Origin of the sequence: Lentzea alba (genome assembly GCF_047445655.1) — a bacterium.
GTDB classification, from domain to species: Bacteria; Actinomycetota; Actinomycetes; order Mycobacteriales; family Pseudonocardiaceae; genus Lentzea; species Lentzea alba_A.
This window is the reverse complement of the sequence record NZ_JAJAEG010000018.1, coordinates 112,902-134,557: the sequence shown is the minus strand read 5'-3', so window position 1 is coordinate 134,557 and position 21,656 is coordinate 112,902. Positions and strand designations below refer to the sequence as shown.

The window sequence follows — 21,656 nt, the reverse complement described above, 5'->3', positions numbered from 1 at the left end:
GGCCTTAAACGACAGGGACTTCCGCCGCTGCCCAAATACAGGCCAACCGACAACGATGCAGCGATGACTGACAGAGTCCTCGTCGCGTACACCTCGAAAATCGCCGCCACCGACGAGATCGCCCAGATCATCGGCACCGAACTGGCCGGCTGCGGCCTGAGAGTCACGGTTCTCTCAGTGGCCGCCGCCGAGACGTTGCACGGGTTCGGTGCCGTGATCATGGGCGACGCCGCTGCGCGTGACGCGCATCGGTTTGTCAGGCGGCACAAGGCTTCCCTGAAACAGACGCCCATGTGGTTGTTCCACCGCGGCGCTCCGCCGGTGCCGAACGACGTCACCCGCATGGTGCGCAGGCTCGGCGCCAGCGGGCCGGTGAGTTTCGCCGGCGCGGCACCGGACTGGGATCGGGCGAAGGCATGGGCCCGCTACCTCGCCGATCAGCTCACGGTGCTGCACCGGGGGTTCGTCTCGAACTGAAACCGTCTCGACCCGAAACCGGGGCCTGAAACCTAGGCCTGCTGGATGCGGACGTTGTTCCCGGCCGGGTCGCGGAAGACGCAGTCACGCGACCCCCACGGCTGCGCGGTCGGCTCCTGCACGACGTCGGCGCCTCCGGCCTGAAGCTTGTCGAACACGCCGTCGAGATCCGGCGTCGACAGCTGGATGTACCCGTACGAGCCGGCCTCGATCATCTCGGTGATGGCGGTGCGCTGACCATCCGTCAGCCCCTCGCCCATGGCGGGCGGCTCCAGCACGACCGAGGAGCTCGACCCCACCGGTGCAACGGTGATCCAGCGCATCGTGCCCTGGCCGACGTCGAGGCGGACCTCCCAGCCGAGCAGGTCGCGGTAGAACGCCAGCGACGCCTCGGGGTCGGTGTGCGGGAGGAACGTGGCGTGAATGTCGATGTCCATGACGACAACGCTAGAAGCGCCGCAACGCGATCGCTTCTTGATTCCTGACCACCTCACCACACGCCGCTGACCAGGCGTTCCAGTGCCGTCCCAGCGCAGAACAGATCTTCCCCAGAGCCCCCGTGTCGACTTCGCCCCAGCGGTGTCCGAGCCGGGCACCGCACGACATGCGAGGGGCGAAGAAGAACGTGCGATCCATCAAGAAAGCCTTCACCGTGGGCGTGCTGTCCGCCGTTGTCAGCGCGCTGCTGCTGGGGTCATCCGCTGCCACCGCCGCGACCGAAGAGGTGGAGATCGCGGCCGCGGCCGACGTGGTCCGCGTCGCGACCGCCGAGGTGGGCTACAAGGAGCGGGCGAACAACTGCAACAAGTACAGCTCGGACTGCGCTGCCTGGTGCGGCATGTTCGCCAGGTGGGTGTGGAACAAGGCGGGCGTGAAGAAGCTCCCGCCGGCCGGTTACGGCAAGGCGTGGGTGGCGACGTACTGGGCAAAGTGGGGCGACGACAACAACCTGCTCAAGCGCCGCCCGGCGGGCACCCGCGGCGGCAGCCCGAAGGCCGGTGACGCGATCGTCTACGGCAACCCGGGCAGCCTCAACGGCCACGTCGGCATCGTGGTCAAGGTCCACGCGGACGGCAAGCTGACCACGATCGACGGCAACATCTCCGACAAGGTCACCAAGCGCACCATCGACCCGAAGACGGCCACCAGCAACGGCGGTGCGGTCTACGGGTACGTGAAGCCCACGTTCTAAATCCGTTCGACGGTGAACTCCTGATCGGCACCGCCGGTGCACTTCTCCAGCACCACCTCGGCACCCGGTGCCAGCGGCTCCTGCACCCCGACGCACAGGTCGGCGTGCAGGGGCCGCAGCCGGTACCGGTCCTCACCCACGCGCTCGAACCGGAACTGCTGGAACGTCATGTCGTCCCGGCACTTGTCCCACGGCTCCAGCCGCGCGCCCTCCTGGGCCGAACCACCCATCGCGCTGAGGCAGCCCAGCCCGTTCACCGGGTGGTCCCACCAGATCCTGTCGTTCTCGCCGCCCAGCGGTTCGATCAACGTCTGCGGCGGCTCGCCCGAACAAGCGCCCTGCACCGCGATCGGCGGCCCGTCGTGCGTCTGCCGGTCACGGCCCTCGGTCACGCACAACTCGCCCGACTTCAACCGGGCCGCGTACTTGCCCGTCGGCGCCGACGACGACGGCGTGGTGGGCATGCCCTGGTTGACCAGCACCGCGACCACGACAACAACCAGCGCGACCACCCCGGCCGCCGCGAACACCACCGCGTTCCGGCGCTTCAAAGGCTGTTCAGGCAACGAGACCCCGGACGGCTCGGCCTCGGTGAGGATCCGGTGGTGCAGGTCCCGCAGCACCACGCCGGGATCCGTCCCCAGCTCGTCAGCCAACGTGCGCCGCAACCGTTCGAACGACTCCAGCGCCTCCGCCGACCGCCCACTCCGGTGCAACGCGAGCATCAGCTGCCCCGCGACCCGCTCGTCCAACGGATGCTCAGCAGCACGAACGATCAACCCGGCGAGCACCTCACCGTGCCGCCCCTCCCGCAACGCGACCTCGGCCAGTTCGGTCTCGGCGACGTGCTTCTCCTGCACCAGCCGATCCCGCACGGAATCGAGCCGAGGTGACGACAACCCGGCAAAGGGCTCCCCACGCCACAACGCCAGCGCCTCCGCGTACCGGCCGGCACCCACGAACTCCGAGAACCGGTGCAGATCAACGATCGCGCCGACCAGCGTGTACCCGCCGGACGTCCGCACGATCGCGTCGTCCCCGAGCACCTGCCGCAAGCGGTAGAGGTACCCGTGCAGCGCGTCACGCGGCTTGGCGGGCGGATCGTCACCCCAGACCCGTTCGGTGAGCTGGTCCAGCGAAACCGGCCGACCGGCCTCGACCGCCAGCACGGCCAGCACGCACTGCTGACGCGCGTGCCCGACCTTCAGCTCCTGCCCGTCCAGCGAAACGACGACATCGCCGAGAAACCCGATCCCCAGTGCCACACGATCAAACGTAGCGGGGACGACCGGCGATCATGCCCAGAGCAGTGAGAGCGGCCAACAGGACCAGCTGCAGCACGAGCGACACCGTCCAGTCGCCGGTCGAGTCCCGCAGGATGCCGAACGCGAACGGCCCGGTCGCCGCGATCAGGTAGCCGAGGCTCTGCGCCATCGCCGAGAGTCGCGCGGTGTCCGAAGTGGACTTCGTGCGCAGCGACATGACCAGCAGCGCCAGCGGGAACATGCCCATGCCGAACCCGATCAGCACCACCCACAGCCCAGGCGCGGCGGCAGGCGCCACCAGCATGCCCAGGATGCCCGCGAACGACAGCACGCCCAGCGCCAGCACCATCGGCCCCTGGTTGGAGAACCGGGCGGCGATCGGCGGCACGAACAACGAGACCGGCACGCTGAGCAGCATCGAGACGGCGAGCAGCATGCCGGCGGTGTTCCGGTCGACGCCGGAGTCGACGAGCATCGCGGGCAGCCAGCCCATGACGGTGTAGGCGAACAGCGACTGCAGGCCGAAGAACACCGTGATCACCCACGCCAGCGGGCTGCGCAGCAACGACCGCTTCTCCAGCGGAGCGGCCGAGCGGACCACAGATGCTTCCGAACCGTGCCGTGCGCCGGCGAACCACACGATCACCGCACCGGCCGACAGCAGCGCCCACGCACCGACGGCGAGGCGCCACGAGCCGAGGTACTCCTCCAGCTGCGGCGTCAACGCAGCAGCGAGCGCGGCACCCGCGGAGAGCGTTCCCGTGTAGACACCGGTGATCAGGCCGACCTTCTTCGGGAAGGACGCCTTCACCACCACCGGGATCAGCACGTTGGACACCGCGATGCCCGCACACGCGATGAAAGTGCCGCCCAGCACGACCCACGGACCATCGATCACGCGCAGCACCAGGCCGAGCGTGAGCACCCCCAGAGAAAGTCCGATCGCACGGGCCATGCCGAGGCGGCGGCCCAGCCACGGCGCTGCGAACGCCGCGAAGCCGAAACAAAGCGCCGGAACGGCGGTCAGCGCACTGGTCCAAGCGGCCGAAACCCCAAGGGCGGCGCGGACATCGCCGAGCACCGAGGCCAGACTGGTGACCGCAGGGCGGAGATTCGCCGCCGCGAGGGCGACCCCGATCGCGAGCAGCGTGGACCCGACCAGCGGAACGTGACGATTCTTGACGACCGTCACCCTGCGACCCCGATCGGTGGCAGTCTGTGCGGCACTAGTCGTCTGCTGAATCGTCACGAGCAACACTATCGCAGACATGGGATGTTCGGATGAAAGGATGACGCTGTGCCGTTGGCCACTACCCGACGTGCTGGCCTCGTCGACCAGGTGATCGACCAGATGCGTGCTGCGATCACCAGCGGCGAATGGCCCGTCGGGCAGCGCATCCCGCCAGAGCCCGAGCTGGTCACCGCGCTCGGGGTGGGCAGGAACACGGTTCGCGAGGCGGTGCGCGCTCTTTCCCACGCCGGCCTGCTGGAGGTGCGCCAGGGGGACGGCACGTTCGTCCGCGCGACCAGCGAGATCTCCGGCGCGGTCCGCCGCATGTGCGGGACCGAGCTGAAGGAGGTGCTCGAGGTCCGCCGCACCCTTGAGATGGAGGGCGCGCGCCTGGCCGCCAAGCACCGCACCGACGCCGAACTGGCGCGCCTCACCGAGTTGCTGCGCAAGCGCGACGCGGCGATGGAGGCGGAGCAGTGGGCCGAGGTGATCGAGCACGACACCGCGTTCCACGTGCTGCTCGTCCAGTGCTCGCACAACACGCTTCTAGCGGAGCTCTACCAGGGCTTGACCGAAGCTGTTAAAGCTTCGGTGGCGGCATCTGTCGACACCACCCAGCCTGGTCAGGACCAGGTGTCGCACACCGGGCTGCTGCACGCGGTCCGGGACGGCGACCAGGAGAAGGCGGCGATCGAGGCAGGCGGGTTCTTCGAGGAGCTGATCGAGAAGTTCTGTTAGGGATTGCGGACCGAAAGTGTCCGCATCGGGTCATAGCGTGGGGGCCATGGAGATCACGCCGTTCCGCATCGAGATCCCGCAGGCCGAGGTCGACGACCTCCGTTCCCGCCTGGCCAACACGCGCTGGCCCGAGGAGGACCTGCCGGGTGTCGGCTGGTCCTACGGCATCCCGCTGAGCTACCTCCGCCCGCTCGCCGAGTACTGGGGCACCGGGTTCGACTGGCGCGCCCAGGAGGCGCGGATCAACTCCTACCCGCAGTTCACGACCGAGATCAGCGGGCAACGCATCCACTTCCTGCACATCAAGTCGAAGAAGCCGGACGCGTTGCCGTTGCTGCTGATCCACGGCTGGCCCGGCTCGTTCGTCGAGTTCCTCAACGTGATCGAGCCGCTGTCCGAGGACTACCACCTGGTCATCCCGTCGATCCCCGGTTTCGGGTTCTCGGGACCTGTGCGCAAGCCCGGCTGGAACGTCCTGCGCATCTCGTGGGCGTTCGCGAAGCTGATGGAGGGCCTCGGTTACGACCGCTACGGCACGCAGGGCGGCGACTGGGGTTCGGGCATCGCGCAGGAGATCGGCCGGGTGTTCCCCGAGCAGGTCGTCGGCGTGCACGTGAACATGCTGCAGACGTTCCGGCCGTCCGGGGTCAACGACCTCTCGCCCGAGGAACTGCGCGCGCTGGAGTCGCTGGACCACTACCAGAAGGAACTCTCCGGCTACATGCACATCCAGCGCACCCGGCCGCGCACGCTCGGGTACGGGCTGACCGACTCGCCGGTCGGGCAGCTGGCGTGGGTAGCGGAGAAGTTCCACGACTGGACGGACAACGAGGGCGCGCCCGAGGACGCGGTGGACCGCGACCACATGCTGACCAACGTGTCCGTCTACTGGTTCACCGGCACGGCGGGTTCCTCGGCGGCGCTCTACAAGGAGCAGTCGGCGTCGTGGGGCCAGCAGCAGCCGTCGACGGTGCCGACCGGCGTGGCGATCTTCCCGCACGACATCAGCGCGCCGGTGCGGTCGCTGGCGGAGAAGATGATCCCGTCGATCGTGCACTGGACGGAGTTCGACCGCGGCGGTCACTTCGCCGCGATGGAGGAACCGGACCTGCTGGTCCAAGACATCAGGAAGTTCTTCGGATCACTGTGAGCACAACGCTTTCGAACCGCACTCTCAACCGGACCCTCCTGGCGCGGCAGATGCTCCTGGAGCGGACGGACATGCCGATCGTGCAGGCCGTCGAACACCTCGGCGGCCTGCAGGCCCAGGCCCCGATCCCGCCGTACCTGGCGCTGTGGACGCGGCTCAAGCCGTACAAGGTCGACGCGCTCTCGAAACTGATCATCGACCGTTCGCTGGTCAGGATGACGTTGTGGCGCGGCACGTTGCACCTGATCTCGGCAAACGACGTCTACCTGATGCGCACGGCGTTGCAGCCGGAGCTGAACAAGTGGGCCCGCATCGTGATGCCACCGGCCCACCGGGTCGAGATCGACCTGGACAAGCTGGCGCGCATCACGCGTGAGTACATCGACACCGAACCGCGCACGGTGGCGGAGATCGGCACGTTCCTGGAGGAGCACTTCCCGGAGGCCAAGGCACGCGACCTGTCGACGCAGGCGCAGATGCTCGTGCCGATGATCCAGGTGCCGCCGCGCGGGATCTGGGGCGTCGGCGGGGTGCCGCAGAACGTCGCGATGGCGACGTGGCTGGGGCGTGAGCTGCCTTCGGAAGCCGCGGTGCCGGAGCTGATCCAGCGGTACCTGCGGGCGTTCGGGCCGGCGACGTTGGCGGACATGCAGGCCTGGTCCCGGTTGATCGGGTTGAAGGCGCACGCGGCCGATCTCGATCTGGTGCGGTACAAGAACGAGGACGGCAAGGAGCTGCTGGACGTCCCGGACGGCGTGATCGTGTCCGAGGACGTGCCGGCGCCCGCACGGCTGCTGCCCGCGTTCGACAACGTGTTGCTGGGACACGCGGACCGGACCCGGATCATGAGCGAGGACGCGCGGTCGCGGTGGGGTGCGGTGCGCAACGGCGTGTTCCCGCCGACGTTCCTCGTGGACGGGTTCCTGCGCGGCACCTGGAACGTCGTGGAGACGAAGGACACCGCGACGCTGACGATCGAGCCGTACTTCAAGACCACGAAGAAGGACCTGGCCGGTGTGGTCCGCGAGGCCAAGGCCGTGCTGAAGGTGCTGGCGCCCAAGAAGGCACACGTGGTCGCTGCCCCTTAGTGCGGACTTTCCTGCCCTTGCGGGTGTTCGGCGGTCGTGTTCTGAGTCTTCGCGCTCGCCCAGGCTCGTTCCATGGTCGCCGCACGCCGGTCTGCCGAGGTCACGGGCGCCCTTGAAGAGGGCAAACGCAAGGCCGGGCCTGCCGTTGGCATGCACGCCCTGCTCGCGCTGCAACGCGACGCGGGCAACGCCGCCGTGGGCGCGTTGATGGCGGCCAAGCAGAAGCAACCGGACTCGTCCGCGATCGACGCCGCGTTGAAGGAAGTCCGCCAGGGCGAGCCCGACGTCGACACCGTCGAAAAGGGCCTCAAGGCGGCCCAGTCGGCCGGTGTGCCGGTGACGTTGGAGGGGCCGAAACCACCGGCGTCCGCCCTCGCCGTGACGACGACCGGGTTCGGCCCGAACGCCGTGCCCGCCAAGAAACCCACGCCGCCAGCCAAGCCGGTGCCGGCGAAGTCGAAGCTCGCCAAGGCGGGTGCGAAACCGCCGGCTGTCGGCGGGAAGGCTGGTCCGAAAGCCGAACCGGCGCCCGCTGTTCCACCGGTGGCCGCGGCGGACCCGGCGTTCGCGCAGGTCGTCGCGAAGGTCAAGGGGTTCGCGGCGGCCAAGAAGGCGCACCCGCCCGCCTCCGCGAAGGCCAAGGAGGCGCAGAACGCGGCCCTCGCGCCCGCCGACGACCTGGCCGGGCAGGCGAAGGCGTCGAAGGTCGACTCGATGGACGCGCAGCAGGCGGGTTCGTTCGACAAGAAGGCGTTCATCGCGGCCGTGAAGACCGCGATCGAGGCCAAGTCGCCCAAGACGTTGCAGGAGGCGACCTCACCGCAGGGCAAGGCAGACGGCGTCGCGGCCGAGGTGAAGGGCATGGTCTCCCAGGGCGCCCAGGGCCAGGCCAAGGACATCGAGGCGGCCAGCGACGCGCCACCGGACCAGTCGAAGGCGGTGCCGAAGCCGGTCACGCCGATGGCACAGGAGAACCCCGGTGCGGCCGCGACGATCCCGGCCGCAGGTGCCGCGCCGAAACCCGTGCCGGCCGAGAAGACCGACCTGCAGGGCGGCAAGCAACAGGTCGCGCAGGAGCAGGGCGACGTCACCGACCAGCAGTTGCGCGAGTCGAACGAACCGCAGTTCCAGCAAGCGTTGGACGCCAAGCAGACCGCGGCCGCGCACGCCGACACCGCGCCCGGCCAGTTCCGCGCCCAGGAACAGCAGGTGATCGGCCAGGCCAAGGCCGACGCCGGCGCGGCCACGGCCTCCGGCGTCGCGTCGATGCAGAGCGCCAAGGGCTCGGCCCTCGCGAAACTGGTGGGGGACAAGGGCAAGACGAAGACCAAGGACGAGACCAAACGCGCCGAGGTGACGACTCGCGTCCAAAGCATCTTCGCGGCCACCGAGGCCGAGGTGAAGAAGCTCCTCGACGGCATCGATCCCAAGGTGGAAGCGGCGTTCGCAAAGGGCGAGGCTGACGCGCGGCGAGCGTTCGAGTCCTTTGTGGCCGCGAAGGTCGGCGCCTACAAGCAGGACCGCTACAGCGGCTGGCTCGGCGGATACCGCTGGGCCAAGGACAAGCTGCTCGGCATGCCGGACAAGGTGAACGAGTTCTACACCGCCGGCCGCGAGCTGTACCTGAAGCAGATGGACGGCGTGATCTCCCAGGTCGCCGACATCGTGGGCACCGACCTCTCCCTGGCCAAACAGAAGATCGCGGCCGGCAAGGCCGAGATCGCCGCCTACGTCAAGACTCTGTCCCCGGACCTGCAGAAGATCGGCGCCGAGGCGTCCGAGGAGATCAACTCCAAGTTCGAACAGCTCGAAAGCGACGTCACCGACAAGCAGAACGCCGTCGTCGAAACGCTGGCCACCAAGTACACCGAGGCGCGCCAGGGCTTGGACGAACGCATCGAAGCGTTGCAGGCCGAGAACAAGGGCCTCGTCGACGCCGCGATCGACGCCGTCAAGGGCGTGATCAACACGATCCGCGAGCTGGCCGCGATGCTGCGCGACGTCCTCTCGCGCGCCGCCGCGGTCGTCGGCGACATCATCAAGAAACCGGTGCAGTTCCTCGGCAACCTGATCGAGGGCGTGAAGGGCGGCATCCTCAAGTTCAAGGACAACATCCTCGACCACCTGCGCAAGGGCCTGATGGGCTGGCTGTTCGGCGCACTGGCCGAGGCGGGCATCGAGCTGCCCGAGAAGTTCGACCTGCGCGGCATCATCAAGCTGCTCGCGTCGATCTTCGGCCTGACGTGGTCGAACATCCGCAACCGCCTGGTCCGCCAGATCGGCGAGAAGGCCATGGCCGCGGCCGAGAAGGGCGTCGAGATCTTCCAGGTGCTGACCACCCAGGGCGTCGCGGGCCTGTGGCAGATGCTGATGGAGAAGCTCGGCGACATCAAGGAGATGATCCTGGAGCAGGTGAAGGACTTCGTGATCACGAAGATCATCACCGCCGGCATCACCTGGCTGATCGGCCTGCTGAACCCCGCGGCCGCGTTCATCAAGGCCTGCAAGCTGATCTACGACGTGATCATGTTCTTCGTCAACAACGCCGGCCGCATCATGAAGTTCGTCAACACCGTCATCGACTCGGTGGCGGACATCGTGCGCGGCAACGTGAGCGGCGTCGTCAACAAGATCAACGACGTGCTCGGCCAGATGGTCCCGATCATCATCGGCTTCCTCGCCAGTGCGATCGGACTGGGCGGGATCGGCGCGAAGATCCGGGCGATCATCGAGAAGCTGCAGAAGCCGGTGAACAAGGCGCTGGACTGGGTCATCAAGAAGGGGCTGCAGCTGGCGGGGCCGATCATCAAGGCCGCCAAGGGCATCAGCGGCAAGGTGAAGGCGAAGGTGGCCGCGGGCAAGGCCTGGGTGAAGGGCAAGGTCGAGGCCGGCAAGAAGTGGGTCAAGGGCAAAGCGGCCGCGGTCAAGGCGAAGGTCACCGGCGAACCCGCCGACCCGAAGGAGGCCGCGATCAAGGCCGCAGGAAAGGCGTTGCGCGCCAGCAAGTCCCACGCCGATGCCGACAAGCGCCTCGCGAGCATCCGCGACAAGTACAACGTGCCGCTCAACCTCGTGGTGGAACGCAAGGACGCCGCCTCCGAGCACGTGCACGTCCAGGCCATGAAGACCGACAGCTACGACATCCCCGCCGAGGAAGAAGACTCGGAGGCCGCGGCCACGCTGTTCGAGAGCGTGGCCGAGGAGACGACGAACGACTACCTCAACAACTTCGCGAACTGGCGGACACCACGTCGAGGCGCGGAGCTGGGCCAGACCAGGGCGGTGCCGACCCGTCTGTCCATGCACGCGGTCAAGTACAACAACAAGGCCGTGAAGAGCTTCGCGAACCAGAGCCCTGCCACGAGAGCCGAGAAGGCCGCCGCCGTCACCACGGCCAAGGCGCATATCGCAAGAGCCCGCGTGTCTCAGGCGGAGACCTCGATCTACTCGGCACTGCGGGCAGCGGCCTCGGCGATCCAGAACCTCTACGGCGGGCGCGAGGAGTTCGGCCTGGACGTCGAGCACCTCGACGAGGTGGCGAAGAACCCGGAGACGTACATCCGCACCAAGATCCGCCGCCGATACGGCTCAGTCGTCGAGCGCATCCGCAAGAAGACAGCCAAGGCCGGCAGCCCCGAGCAGCAGATCGCCGACATGAAGGTGCCGTTGGCACGCAAACGTGAGATCGCCCGCCTCTACGCGGAACAGAAGATCGACGACAAGGATCTCGGAGACGTCGGCGCGACCAGCCGCAGCACCGAGGCGGTCGAGATCGAGCTGCTCATCATCACGACGACCGCGCACAAGGCGGCCACCGCCCGCAGGGCCGGAGAGGAGGACGACGAGTGATCAAGCGTGCTGCTTGATCACATCCAAAGCCGCCGTGATCGCCGGTCGGCGCGAGGCTTGCGTGCGCCACACCGCGTAGAGCTGCCGCGTCGGCGTCGGCCGCAACGGCACGACCCGAACGTTGTCCGGCACGACTCCTCTGCCGAGCCGCGGGATCAGCGCGACCCCGATCCCCTTGGCCAGCAACGCGAACTGCGTGCGGTACTCGCTGATCCGGTACGCCAGCGTCGGCTGGATGCCCGCGCCGTGGAACGTCCGCACCAGCCAGTCGAAGCAGATCGACCCCTCCGGCTGGCACATCCACCGCTCCCCCGCCAGGTCGGCGGGTTCGAGGAAGGCCCGTTCCGACAACGGGTTCGTCGCCGGGATCAGCACCTCCGCGACGTCCGTGCAGATCTCCATGCGGGACAACGACTCCGGCACCGGCAGCGGTGTGTTCTGCCAGTCGTGCACGATCGCCATGTCGAGCTCGCCGCGGGCTACGGCCTCGGTGGCCTGGGGTGGGTCGATCTCCCTGATCCGGACGTCCAGGGCGGGGTGCTGCGAGGTCAGGCCGACCAGCACGTCCGGCAGGAGGCCGCGGGCCGCCGTGGCGAACGAGCCGATGCACAGCCGGCCGATCGCCGCGCCGCGCTGTTCCTCCAGGGCGACCTCGGCCTCTTCGACGAGCTTCAGGACCTGGCCCGCGGTGTCGGCGAGCAACCGGGCGGCATCGGTGAGGCGGACGCCGCGGCCTCGGCGTTCCAGCAGCGTGGTGCGGGTTTCGCGTTCGAGCTTGGCGATCTGCTGTGAGACCGCGGACGGCGTGTAGCCGAGCACCTCCGCTGCGGCGCCGACCGTGCCGTGCACGGCGACGGCGTGCAGTGCCTTCAGTCTTCCCAGATCGAGCATGTAGCGATGCTAAACCCATAACCTTAGGAAGCGGAACTAGTGCTAAATAGTTAGCGCCTGCAAGCTTAGAGCCATGAGTCCCCGACACATCCTGCTCGCCGTGCTGGTCGCCGCCATCTGGGGCTTCAACTTCGTCGTGCTCAAGGTCGGGCTGGACGAGTTCCCGCCGATTCTGCTGTCGGCGCTCCGGTTCCTCGCGGCGGCGGTGCCGGCGATCTTCTTCGTGGGACGGCCGCGAGTGGCGTGGCGCTGGATCCTCGCGGTCGGGCTGGTGCTGGGCGTCGCGAAGTTCAGCTTTCTGTTCATCGGCCTCAAGGTGGGCATGCCGGCCGGGCTCGCCTCGCTGGTGCTGCAGAGCCAGGTGATCTTCACGACCGTGTTCGCCGCCGTCGTCCTGCGCGAACGGCCGCGGCCCGTGCAGGTCACCGGGATCGCGCTCGCGGTCGTGGGCATCGGGGTGATCGCGTGGGACTACGGGCTGAGCTCGCCGCTGCTCGGCTTCCTGCTGCTGGTCGGGGCGGCGGCGTGCTGGGGCGTGTCGAACGTGATCATGCGGTACGCGCGGCCTGCGGACACGTTGCGGTTCATGGTGTGGGTGAGCGCTGTGGCGGTGCTGCCGTTGTTCGCGCTGTCGTTCCTGACCGAGGACGTCTCCGCGCTCGGGCGGCTCGACTGGGCCGGAGTGGGCGTGATCGGGTACGTCGCGTGGATCTCGACGCTGCTCGGGTTCGGCATCTGGGGGTTCCTGCTGCGCAAGTACGAGTCTTCGGTCGTGGCGCCGTTCTCGTTGCTGGTGCCGGTGTTCGGGATGTTCTCGGCGTGGGCGTTCCTCGGCGAGGACCTCACCGCATTGCAGGCGGCGGCCGGTGGCCTCGTGCTCGCCGGGCTGGCTGTCCCGCAGCTGGTGGGGCGCCGGGCGGCACGAACGGAAGTCCGGCCGGAGCCCCTCGTTCCAGCAGGTCGATGACGGCCTTGGTGTCGAGGTTCTCCGCCACCAGGTCGCCCAGCAGGTCCAGCTGGGCCTCGCGGGCGGCCTGGAAGCTCACCTCACCCGGCTCGAAGTCCCGTCCCGAACGCTCCGCCGCCCACCGCAGGAACTTGCGGCGGAACGTGTCGTTCTCCAGCAGGCCGTGCCAGTGCGTGCCCAGGACCCGGTCGGTCTGCGCGCCTTCGTCGGCGATGAGCGGGCTCTCGGCGCTGCGGACGACCTGGCCGTGGTGGATCTCGTAGCCGGTGACGGACTCGCCCCAGGCCGTGCTTTCCGGGTTTGCGAGGGTCTTCTGCTGCTGGAAGCGGATGTCGACGTCGAGCAGGCCGAGACCTTCGGTGATCCCGTGCTTGGACTCCACGTCGTCCTCGATGCGCTTCGACAGCATCTGGAAGCCGCCGCAGATGCCGAGAACCGGGCCGTCGAACCGTTGGATCGCTTGTGCCAGACCGGTTTCGCGCAACCACGCGAGGTCCGAGACGGTCGCCTTCGAACCCGGCAGCACCACCAGGTCCGCATCCGCCAGCCGTGATGGCTCGGTCACGAACCGCACGGAGACACCCGGCTCACAGGCCAACGCCTCGACATCGGTGGCGTTGGAGATGCGCGGCAACCGGATCACGGCGACTCGCAGCCAGTCCTTCAGCGGTGGCTGCGGCCGGCCGATCACACCGTCCGCGTTGTAGGACAACGAATCCTCGGCGTCGAGCCAGAGCTCCTCACGCCACGGCAGCACGCCGAGCACGGGCCGTCCGGTCAACGCCTTGATCTGATGCAGACCCGGTTCGAGCAGGCGCTGGTCACCGCGGAACTTGTTGACGACAAAGCCTGAGATCAACGCCTGGTCGGCCGCGTCGAGCACCGCCACCGTGCCGAAGAGGTGCGCGAACACACCACCGCGGTCGATGTCGCCGACGACGAGCACCGGGAGGTTCGCTCTTGTCGCCAGCCCCATGTTCGCGATGTCGTTGGGGCGCAGGTTGATCTCGGCCGGCGAGCCCGCGCCCTCGCAGATGACGACTTCGTGGTCCTTGCGCAGTCCATCCAAAGTGGACAGAACGGTGTCGAGCAGCTGCTGCTTGCGTTCGCGGTAGCTGAGCGCGGACACCTCGCCGACCGCCTGGCCGAGCACCACGACCTGCGACGTGCGGTCGCTCCCGGGCTTCAGCAGCACCGGGTTGAACCGGACGCTGGGCTCCTTGAACGCCGCCCGCGCCTGCAACGCCTGGGCGCGGCCGATCTCGCCTCCGTCAAGCGTGACGAACGAGTTGTTGGACATGTTCTGCGCCTTGAACGGCACGACGTCGACGCCCTGGCGTGCCAGAAAGCGGCAAAGTCCGGCGACCAGGACGCTCTTGCCCGCGTCCGAGGTCGTCCCACAGATCAACATCGCGCCCCGCATGGACGCCAATGCTGCCATCATCACCCCCATGGTCACCGTCGTGCTCATGCACAGCCCGTTCCTCGGCCCGTCGAGCATGCGTCCGCTCGCCGACGAACTGGCCTCCGACGGACTGGCCGTGCTGCTGGTCGACCTGCAGATGACCGTCAACGAGGCCCCGGTGCACCAGCGGCTGATCGGCGCGTTCGCCGACGCCTTGGAAGACGCCGGGGTCGGCGGCCCGCTGGTCCTGGTGGGCCACAGCGGTGCCGGGCCGTTGCTGCCGGGCTTCGCGGACGCCCTGGAACTGGACGTGGCCGGCCTGGTGTTCCTGGACTCGGACCTGCCGACGCCGGGCAAGGCGTGGCGCGACACCGTCGACCCCGTGCTCGTGCGCCAGGTCAAGGGCTCGGTGCGCGACGGCAGGCTGCCGCGCTGGGACCGGTGGTTCTCCGAGGACCCGTTGCGGCTGGTGCCCGCGGAGCTGCGCGAGGAGATGCGCGACGAGGCACCCGAGGTGCCGTGGGAGTTCCTGAAGGAGCAGCGCCCGGTCGTCGAGTGGTCCGGGGCGTGCGGGTACGTGCTGCTGTCCGCGGTCTACGAGGAGGCGGCGGCGAAGGCTGAGGAGCTGGGCTGGCCGGTGGAGCGGGTCGAGTCGCACCACCTGGCGGCCGCGACGTCACCCTCGGCGGTCGCGGCCGCGCTGAAGTCCGTGATCAGCAGGCTCTGACTTCCTTCGCCGCTAACCTGGCTCCATGTGCACGTACGCCACGACCACCTACAAGGTCCACTACGTGTGCGTGCCGTGCCGCAGAAGCAGCAAGCACCCGTGGGACGGCGCGGATCACCTCTGCCCGTACTGCCGAACGCCGATGGTCTTCGCCGGGCACGACTTCGCCGCACCCAGACGTCGGGACACCTCCGGCTGGACCGCCGTCGCCGCCGTGCTCACCGCCGGACTGCGCTACGAGGGTTTCGAGACGTGCGGCTGCTCGCGCAAGCCCGAGTTCCGCCCCCGCACCAGTGCGCAGGTGCGGGAACGACGCCGCCTCGCCGCCCGCAACGGGGTCACGGACGCACAGGCGCTTGCGGCACACGACCCCTACGAGACCACCTGATCCGAGGTCAGCAGACCGTGAGGATCTCCGCACCGTCGTTCGTCACGACGATGGTGTGCTCGAACTGAGCGGTCCAGCTCTTGTCCTTCGTGGTGACGGTCCAGTTGTCGGCCCACATGTCGTGCTCGTAGTCCCCGAGCGTGATCATCGGCTCGATCGTGAACGTCATGCCGGGCTCCAGCACGGTCTTCACCGACGGCTCGTCGTAGTGCAGGACCACGAGGCCGCTGTGGAACGAGCGGCCGATGCCGTGGCCGGTGAAGTCGCGCACGACGCCGTAGCCGAAGCGCTTGGCGTACGCCTCGATGACGCGGCCGATGACGTTGATCTCGCGGCCGGGTTTCACGGCCTTGATCGCGCGCATGGTCGCCTCGTGCGTGCGCTCGACCAGCAGGCGGTTCTCCTCGGCGACGTTGCCCGCGAGGAACGTCGCGTTCGTGTCGCCGTGCACGCCGCCGATGAACGCCGTCACGTCGATGTTCACGATGTCGCCGTCCTCGACGACCGTGGAGTCCGGGATGCCGTGGCAGATGACCTCGTTCAGCGAGGTGCAGCACGACTTCGGGAAGCCGCGGTAGCCCAGCGTCGACGGGTACGCGCCGTTGTCGCACAGGAACTCGTGCGCCACCGCGTCGATCTCGTCGGTCGTGACGCCGGGTACGACGACCTTGCCGGCCTCCTGCAGCGCCTGGGCGGCGAGGCGGCCCGCGATCCGCATGGCCTCGATGATCTCCGGCGTCTGCACCCACGGGTCGGTGCCGCGCTGCGGCGCGGGCTTGTCCACGTACTCGGGACGCACGATGCGCGAGGGCACCTGACGTCGCGGGGACTGGACACCGGGTTGCAACGGGGCACGAACAGCCATGCGGCCCAGCCTACTTGGCGACGACCGAACCGCCTCGGACCTGGTCCTTGCCGCGCATCCAGGGCGGCTCGGCGGGAATGTCCCATTCGCGCGACTCGCGGGGCGCGGGGAGCAGTACGCCCGCGCGAAGCAGGCGCTCCCGCAAGGTGAGCAGGTCGGGTTGAGTCATCACGGCACCGCCTTGAGGAACCTCGCCGCCACCTCCACGGCTGGAGTAGAAGTTTCTCCGCTCAGGACCAGCGTCGCGAACGCGAGATCGCCTCGATAGCCCATGAACCACCCGTGTGAGTGCACGCCGTCACCGAACTGTGCGGTACCAGTCTTGCCGCGCACGTCTCCGTACGGCTTGAGCTGTGGTGCAGTGCCGTAGTCGACGACCTCGCGCATCATCTGCCGCACCGGGTCGAGCGCCGTGGGCGCGGCAGGCTGTTTGTCTGCCTTGGTCTCCTTGCCGCGCACCAGCTGCGGCACCGGCATGGAGCCCTTGGCGATGGACGCTGAGACGAGCGCCATGCCGAACGGCGAGGCCAGCACCTTGCCCTGGCCGAACGCGTCCTCCGCTCGTTCCACCACGTCGGTCGCGGGCGGCACGGAGCCGGTGATCGTCGTCAGGCCCGGGATGTCGAAGTCGACGCCGAGGCCGAGCGACTGCCCGGCGTTCGTCAGCAGGTCGGCCGGCATGTCGACGGCGAGCTGGGCGAACGTGGTGTTGCAGGAGAACGCGAAGGCGCTGCGCAACGGAATGGTGCCCTTGTCGAACTCGCTGGAGTTCGGCACGATCCGGCGGCCGTCGATCGTGGTCTTGCCGGGGCACGGCAGCGGGGTGTCGGCGTTGACCTTGCCGGACTGGATCGCGGCGAGCGCTGAGACGGCCTTCATCGTGGAGCCCGGCGGGAAGCGGCCGGTCAACGAGATGGCGCCCTGGGCGTCGGCGGGGTCGTTCTGCGCCACGGCCAGGATGTCGCCTGTGGACGGCTGGATCGCGACCAGCACCGTGGGTTGCTGGACGGGCTCGACGGCGTCCTCAGCGGCGGCCTGGATGGCACGGGAGAGGGCGATGTTGACGGCCTTGGCGGGCTCTGGGGCCTTCGAGTGCAGTTCGTCGATCTCGGTGCCCTGCGCGTCGATGGAGGCCACGCGGAAGCCCGCGTTGCCCGCGATGTCGTTCTCGACGAGCTTGCGGACAGCCGGGAGCACCTGGGAGCCGAAGGTGCGGCTCGGGGCGAGCAGCGACGTCTGGGCGGTGAAGCGGACGCCGGGGAGTTCGTAGATCTTGGGCTTCACGGACTGGTAGTCGGGGTCCCGCAGCGCCGCGACCTGGTACGCCTGGCCTTCGGGGGTCTTGCCGACGCCCTCGGTGATCGTCTGCTGGGTGATGGCCTTGTCCAGCGGATTCAGCGCGTCCGCGAGCGCCTTGGTGACGGCGGCGACGTCACCGGCCTCCTTCGGGATGAGGAGCACCGAGACGACGCGTTCGGGGGCCAGCAGCGGCGTGCCGTCGCGGTCCAGCACCGGCGCCGGGTCGGGCTTGAGCTCGGTGACCTTGATGGACTGCTGCGGGGCGAGCTTCGGATGGACCACGGACGAGGCCCAGTGCACCTTCCAGGCGTCGCCCTCCTGCCTGACGTCGAACTTGGTCGAGTACGTCCAGTGGCGGTTCTTGTCGAGGTCCCAGTCCAGGCTGACGCTCGCCTCGGAGGCGGTCTCGCCGTTCTTGCGGATCTGGTCGACCTTGCTGGTCATGCCCTTGGGCTGCAGCGCGCCCCGGAACTTCTCCAGGGTCTCCTTGGCCTCGGCCGGGTTGTCGGTCAGGCCGGCCGCACCCTGCACGTCACCGGAGGCGAGCTTGGCCAGGAAGTCGTTGGTGATCTCCGGTGCTCCTGGCTCGGACTTGAACAGGCCGCAGCCGCTCAGCGTCACTGTCAGTACCGTGATCGTCGCGAGAAGGCGCACCCGCGCGAGTATGCCCGTTCAGAAGAGGACAGTGGCGTATTGCCCGACTTGTTCGAAGCCGATTTTGCGGTAGGACGCTTGGGCCACGTGGTTGTAGCCGTTGACGTAGAGGCTGGCGGTCCTGTTCAGAACCCTGGTCAGGCGGTCGGCTACGGCTGCTGTTCCTGCGGTGCCGATGCCTTCGCCTCTGCGGTCCGGGCGGACCCAGACGCCCTGGATCTGGCCGACCCGGCTCGACATGGCGCCGATTTCGGCTTTGAAGACGACTTCGCCGTGTTCGAACCTGGCGAAGGCTCGTCCGGCGGCGATCAACTCGCTGACCCTGGCTCGGTAGCCGGCTCCGCCGTCTTCTGCGCAGGGGTCTATGCCCACCTCCTCGATGAACATCGAGATGGCGGCGGGGAGGTATCTGGGGAGTTCGCTGGGGCGGACCTGGCGGACCAGGGGGTCCGGGGTGATTTTCGGGGCGGTGGAGATGGCCATCAACGGCTGGTCGCCGCGGACCTCTCGTGCTGGGCCCCAGTCTTGCTGGAGTTCGTCCCAGAGGGTTAAGACCTGTTCAGCCGGGCCCACCAGGCTGGAGCACATGCGGCCGCGGCGTCTCGCGCGGTCGGCGAACATGCGCATGGCTGACTGGGAGCCTTTCAGGGGGATGAGATTGGGGCCGGAGAAGCAGAGTCCGTCTACTCGGCCTCTCACCGGGCGGCTGTCCGAGCCCCACATTTCGCCGCCCAGGCGCCAGGGGTCCAGGCCGGCGTGTTCCACCCTCGCTGCGACCATGCACGCGGCTACGGGGTCGTTGTCCAGGACCCCGCGTACGTCGATCAGGTCGCGTTCGTCCAGGACGCGCGCTCCGGCCAGCCTCAGCACGCTGCCTAGCGTGCCAGATGAGACGTGTGTGTGGCATCAGCCAACGGTGGGGAGGGATCGTGACGGTCCGCACCGGTTGCCAAGACCGGCCGTCGCGAGAGATGGCGTCTGCAAGTACTGCCAACTCATGATCGAAACGCCTCTGACCACCACCAGCATGGACGAAGCCCCGGCGATGGCGCGCCGGGGCCTCGTGTCCACGTGTGTCAGCCGACGGTGACGGCTGGAGCGCCGCCTTCGACCGGCTCCATCTCCTCGGCGATTCGCATCGCCTCTTCGATGAGGGTCTCCACGATCGCGTGCTCGGGGACGGTCTTGATGACCTTGCCCTTCACGAAGATCTGGCCCTTGCCGTTGCCGGACGCGACGCCCAGGTCGGCCTCGCGGGCCTCGCCGGGGCCGTTCACGACGCAGCCCATGACTGCGACGCGCAGCGGGACCTCCATGCCCTCAAGACCGGCCGTGACCTGCTCGGCGAGCGTGTACACGTCGACCTGGGCGCGGCCGCAGGACGGGCAGGACACGATCTCCAGCTTGCGCGGGCGCAGGTTCAGGGACTGGAGGATCTGGTGGCCGACCTTGATCTCCTCGACCGGCGGGGCGGACAAGGAGACGCGGATCGTGTCGCCGATGCCCTGCCGGAGAAGGGCGCCGAAGGCCACTGCGGACTTGATGGTGCCCTGGAAGGCGGGGCCCGCCTCCGTGACGCCCAGGTGGAGCGGGTAGTCGCACTGCTCGGCGAGCAGTTCGTAGGCGCGGACCATGACCACGGGGTCGTTGTGCTTCACCGAGATCTTGATGTCGTGGAAGTCGTGCTCCGCGAAGAGCGAGGCTTCCCACATCGCCGACTCGGCGAGGGCCTCCGGGGTGGCCTTGCCGTACTTCTTGAGCAGGCGGGGGTCGAGGGAACCGGCGTTGACGCCGATGCGGATCGGGGTGCCGTGATCGCGAGCGGCGGCCGCGATTTCCTTGACCTGGTCGTCGAACTTGCGGATGTTGCCGGGGTTCACGCGGACGGCTGCGCAGCCAGCTTCGATGGCGGCGAAGACGTACTTCGGCTGGAAGTGGATGTCCGCGATCACCGGGATCTGCGATTTGCGAGCGATCGCCGGCAGGGCGTCCGCGTCGTCCTGCGAGGGGCAGGCGACTCGGACGATGTCGCAGCCGGACGCGGTCAGTTCCGCGATCTGCTGCAGCGTCGCGTTGACGTCCGACGTCAGGGTCGTCGTCATCGACTGGACGGAGACGGGGAACTCGCTGCCGACACCGACGCTGCCCACCATCAGCTGCCTGGTCTTGCGTCGTTCGGACAGCACCGGCGGCGGCAGTGCCGGCATTCCGAGCATCACGCCGTCACTCATGGGTTGTGCACCTTTCCGTTTTTCACTACTGCAACCTGATCGGGTTGACGATGTCGGCGGTCACGGTCAGCAGCGTGATGGCGCCGCCGATGAAGATGACCACGTAGGTGAGCGGCAACAGGCGCATGTAGTTGACCGGGGCGCCGGCGGGCTTCCCGCGCAGCTTCCTGATCCAGTCTCGCACCCGTTCGTAGAGGTTGACGGCGATGTGACCACCGTCTAGCGGGAGAAGCGGCAGGAGGTTGAACACACCCACGAAGAAGTTCAGGCCCGCCAGCATCAGGATGAAGAACGCCCAGAGGCCGCGCTCTGCCGCGTCGCCGCCCAGGCGGGAGGCGCCCACGACCGAGATCGGGGTGTCGAGGTCACGTTCGCCGCCGCCGATTGCCTTGACCACGGCCGGGATGCGCTCCGGGAAGCGCATGAGGCCCTTCCAGGTGTTCACGAACATCTCGCCGGTGAAGGAGATGGTGGCCGGGATCGCGTCGATCGGGCCGTAGGTGAAGGCCTGCTTGACGATCACGCCGATCGCGCCGACCTCCTTGACCTCCACGCCGCCCTTGCCGTCCGAGATCTGACGGGTGACCTTCAGCACGTCGACGGTGAGGGTGACCTCCTTGCCGTCGCGCAGCACCTTGAACTCGTTGGGGCCGCTGAGGTCGCGGGTCACCTTCTGCATGTCCGTCCACGTCGCGATCTGCTTGCCCGCGATCGACGTGATCTGGTCACCTGGCTGCAGGCCCGCGTTCTTCGCCGGGGCCGGGGCACCCGCCGCGCACGGGGCGTCGTAGGCAACGGTGTGGTTCTGCACGCAGTTCGAGACCTCGCCGAGCACCGGCAGGTCCTTGTTGTTCGGCAGACCCAGCGACACCGCGAGGATCAGCAGGATGAGGATGCCGAGCAGGAAGTGCGTGATCGAGCCCGCGGACAGCACGACGACGCGCTTCCACACCTTCTGGTTGTAGAAGGCGCGCTTGCGGTCGTCCGGGTGCACGTCCTCCAGCGCCGTCATGCCGGTGATCTCGCAGAAACCGCCGGCCGGGATCGCCTTCAGGCCGTACTCGGTCTCACCGCGGCGGAACGAGAAGATCTTCGGCCCGAAGCCGATGAAGTACCGCGTGACCTTCATGCCGAAGGCCTTGGCGGTCGCGAGGTGCCCCAGCTCGTGCAGCGCGATGGAGGCCGCGATGCCGAACGCGAACAACAGCACGCCGAGAATGTTGATGAATGTGTCCACCG

The 21,656-nt window shown here is 68.2% G+C and carries 19 protein-coding genes and 1 pseudogene; 9 read left to right on the top strand and 11 right to left on the bottom strand.

Annotated features, from left to right (window positions below; translation table 11 throughout):
- The first annotated feature begins 63 nt into the window (after positions 1-63).
- The gene (locus LFM09_RS28815) at positions 64-477 is read left to right on the top strand and encodes a hypothetical protein (RefSeq protein WP_414099695.1); all 414 of its coding nucleotides are present in this window, start codon (positions 64-66) and stop codon (positions 475-477) included.
- A 32-nt stretch (positions 478-509) separates the two neighbouring features.
- Here LFM09_RS28815 and LFM09_RS28810 read toward each other — a convergent pair whose 3' ends face one another.
- Complete coding sequence (locus tag LFM09_RS28810; protein ID WP_414099694.1) at positions 510-914, bottom strand: VOC family protein; 405 nt, start codon at positions 912-914, stop codon at positions 510-512.
- Between the two features lie 188 nt (positions 915-1,102).
- On the opposite strand from LFM09_RS28810, the gene LFM09_RS28805 reads away from it, so the two are divergent.
- A complete protein-coding gene (locus LFM09_RS28805; protein ID WP_414099693.1) occupies positions 1,103-1,669 on the top strand; it encodes a CHAP domain-containing protein in 567 nt (188 codons plus the stop codon).
- Here the strand turns inward: LFM09_RS28805 and LFM09_RS28800 are convergent.
- Together LFM09_RS28800 and LFM09_RS28795 are read right to left on the bottom strand one after the other, a co-directional pair.
- Positions 1,666-2,934 (bottom strand): BTAD domain-containing putative transcriptional regulator, encoded by a 1,269-nt coding sequence (locus tag LFM09_RS28800; protein ID WP_414099692.1) that lies wholly within the window; start codon positions 2,932-2,934, stop codon positions 1,666-1,668. The two genes, LFM09_RS28805 and LFM09_RS28800, sit on opposite strands and share 4 nt — an antisense overlap.
- Before the next feature lie 4 nt (positions 2,935-2,938).
- A complete protein-coding gene (locus LFM09_RS28795) occupies positions 2,939-4,126 on the bottom strand; it encodes a CynX/NimT family MFS transporter (RefSeq protein WP_414099691.1) in 1,188 nt (395 codons plus the stop codon).
- Between the two features lie 105 nt (positions 4,127-4,231).
- On the opposite strand from LFM09_RS28795, the gene LFM09_RS28790 reads away from it, so the two are divergent.
- The 4 genes from LFM09_RS28790 to LFM09_RS28775 all read left to right on the top strand — a co-directional run bounded on the left by LFM09_RS28790 (position 4,232) and on the right by LFM09_RS28775 (position 10,990).
- Entirely contained in the window at positions 4,232-4,903 is a 672-nt protein-coding gene (locus LFM09_RS28790; RefSeq protein WP_414099690.1) for a FadR/GntR family transcriptional regulator, read from the top strand.
- 46 nt (positions 4,904-4,949) lie between these two features.
- Positions 4,950-6,053 carry an epoxide hydrolase family protein gene (locus LFM09_RS28785; RefSeq protein ID WP_414099689.1) on the top strand — a complete coding sequence of 368 codons (1,104 nt, stop codon included), beginning with the start codon at positions 4,950-4,952 and terminating at the stop codon, positions 6,051-6,053.
- Positions 6,050-7,141: a winged helix DNA-binding domain-containing protein gene (locus tag LFM09_RS28780; RefSeq protein WP_414099688.1), complete on the top strand. Its 1,092-nt coding sequence runs from the start codon at positions 6,050-6,052 to the stop codon at positions 7,139-7,141. The genes LFM09_RS28785 and LFM09_RS28780 overlap by 4 nt, the downstream gene beginning before the upstream one ends.
- A gap of 72 nt (positions 7,142-7,213) precedes the next feature.
- The gene (locus LFM09_RS28775; protein ID WP_414099687.1) at positions 7,214-10,990 is read left to right on the top strand and encodes a phage tail protein; all 3,777 of its coding nucleotides are present in this window, start codon (positions 7,214-7,216) and stop codon (positions 10,988-10,990) included.
- Here LFM09_RS28775 and LFM09_RS28770 read toward each other — a convergent pair whose 3' ends face one another.
- The gene (locus LFM09_RS28770; RefSeq protein ID WP_414099686.1) at positions 10,991-11,881 is read right to left on the bottom strand and encodes a LysR family transcriptional regulator; all 891 of its coding nucleotides are present in this window, start codon (positions 11,879-11,881) and stop codon (positions 10,991-10,993) included.
- Positions 11,882-11,954: 73 nt separating this feature from the next.
- Between LFM09_RS28770 and LFM09_RS28765 the strand changes: the two are divergent.
- A pseudogene (locus tag LFM09_RS28765) lies at positions 11,955-12,713 on the top strand (EamA family transporter); the annotation flags it as partial.
- A gap of 10 nt (positions 12,714-12,723) precedes the next feature.
- Here LFM09_RS28765 and LFM09_RS28760 read toward each other — a convergent pair.
- Entirely contained in the window at positions 12,724-14,271 is a 1,548-nt protein-coding gene (locus LFM09_RS28760) for a cobyric acid synthase (RefSeq protein WP_414099776.1), read from the bottom strand.
- A gap of 28 nt (positions 14,272-14,299) precedes the next feature.
- Here LFM09_RS28760 and LFM09_RS28755 point away from each other — a divergent pair, with 28 nt between their 5' ends.
- Entirely contained in the window at positions 14,300-14,980 is a 681-nt protein-coding gene (locus LFM09_RS28755) for a hypothetical protein (protein WP_414099685.1), read from the top strand.
- A gap of 25 nt (positions 14,981-15,005) precedes the next feature.
- Positions 15,006-15,368: a hypothetical protein gene (locus LFM09_RS28750; RefSeq protein ID WP_414099684.1), complete on the top strand. Its 363-nt coding sequence runs from the start codon at positions 15,006-15,008 to the stop codon at positions 15,366-15,368.
- A 7-nt stretch (positions 15,369-15,375) separates the two neighbouring features.
- On the opposite strand, the gene map is transcribed toward LFM09_RS28750, so the two are convergent.
- From map to LFM09_RS28720, 6 genes are all read right to left on the bottom strand, one after another.
- Complete coding sequence (gene map, locus LFM09_RS28745; RefSeq protein WP_414099683.1) at positions 15,376-16,233, bottom strand: type I methionyl aminopeptidase; 858 nt, start codon at positions 16,231-16,233, stop codon at positions 15,376-15,378.
- Between the two features lie 10 nt (positions 16,234-16,243).
- Complete coding sequence (locus tag LFM09_RS28740; RefSeq protein ID WP_414099682.1) at positions 16,244-16,402, bottom strand: hypothetical protein; 159 nt, start codon at positions 16,400-16,402, stop codon at positions 16,244-16,246.
- Positions 16,402-18,186, bottom strand: a complete 1,785-nt coding sequence (locus tag LFM09_RS28735) for a penicillin-binding transpeptidase domain-containing protein (RefSeq protein WP_414099681.1) — start codon at positions 18,184-18,186, stop codon at positions 16,402-16,404. The genes LFM09_RS28740 and LFM09_RS28735 overlap by 1 nt, the downstream gene beginning before the upstream one ends.
- A gap of 18 nt (positions 18,187-18,204) precedes the next feature.
- Positions 18,205-19,056, bottom strand: a complete 852-nt coding sequence (locus LFM09_RS28730) for a GNAT family N-acetyltransferase (RefSeq protein WP_414099680.1) — start codon at positions 19,054-19,056, stop codon at positions 18,205-18,207.
- A 206-nt stretch (positions 19,057-19,262) separates the two neighbouring features.
- Positions 19,263-20,393 (bottom strand): flavodoxin-dependent (E)-4-hydroxy-3-methylbut-2-enyl-diphosphate synthase, encoded by a 1,131-nt coding sequence (ispG, locus tag LFM09_RS28725; protein WP_414099775.1) that lies wholly within the window; start codon positions 20,391-20,393, stop codon positions 19,263-19,265.
- A gap of 49 nt (positions 20,394-20,442) precedes the next feature.
- Entirely contained in the window at positions 20,443-21,654 is a 1,212-nt protein-coding gene (locus LFM09_RS28720) for a M50 family metallopeptidase (RefSeq protein WP_414099679.1), read from the bottom strand.
- Positions 21,655-21,656: the final 2 nt, after the last annotated feature.

Excerpts from the sequence above, each read along its gene's own strand:
- LFM09_RS28815 (WP_414099695.1), top strand. The coding sequence starts at position 64 with ATGACTGACAGAGTCCTCGTCGCGTACACCTCGAAAATCGCCGCCACC.
- LFM09_RS28810 (WP_414099694.1), bottom strand. The coding sequence starts at position 914 with ATGGACATCGACATTCACGCCACGTTCCTCCCGCACACCGACCCCGAG.
- LFM09_RS28785 (WP_414099689.1), top strand. The coding sequence starts at position 4,950 with ATGGAGATCACGCCGTTCCGCATCGAGATCCCGCAGGCCGAGGTCGAC.
- LFM09_RS28775 (WP_414099687.1), top strand. The coding sequence starts at position 7,214 with ATGGTCGCCGCACGCCGGTCTGCCGAGGTCACGGGCGCCCTTGAAGAG.
- LFM09_RS28770 (WP_414099686.1), bottom strand. The coding sequence starts at position 11,881 with ATGCTCGATCTGGGAAGACTGAAGGCACTGCACGCCGTCGCCGTGCAC.
- LFM09_RS28760 (WP_414099776.1), bottom strand. The coding sequence starts at position 14,271 with ATGCGGGGCGCGATGTTGATCTGTGGGACGACCTCGGACGCGGGCAAG.
- LFM09_RS28755 (WP_414099685.1), top strand. The coding sequence starts at position 14,300 with ATGGTCACCGTCGTGCTCATGCACAGCCCGTTCCTCGGCCCGTCGAGC.
- LFM09_RS28750 (WP_414099684.1), top strand. The coding sequence starts at position 15,006 with ATGTGCACGTACGCCACGACCACCTACAAGGTCCACTACGTGTGCGTG.
- map (WP_414099683.1), bottom strand. The coding sequence starts at position 16,233 with ATGGCTGTTCGTGCCCCGTTGCAACCCGGTGTCCAGTCCCCGCGACGT.
- LFM09_RS28740 (WP_414099682.1), bottom strand. The coding sequence starts at position 16,402 with ATGACTCAACCCGACCTGCTCACCTTGCGGGAGCGCCTGCTTCGCGCG.
- ispG (WP_414099775.1), bottom strand. The coding sequence starts at position 20,393 with ATGCCGGCACTGCCGCCGCCGGTGCTGTCCGAACGACGCAAGACCAGG.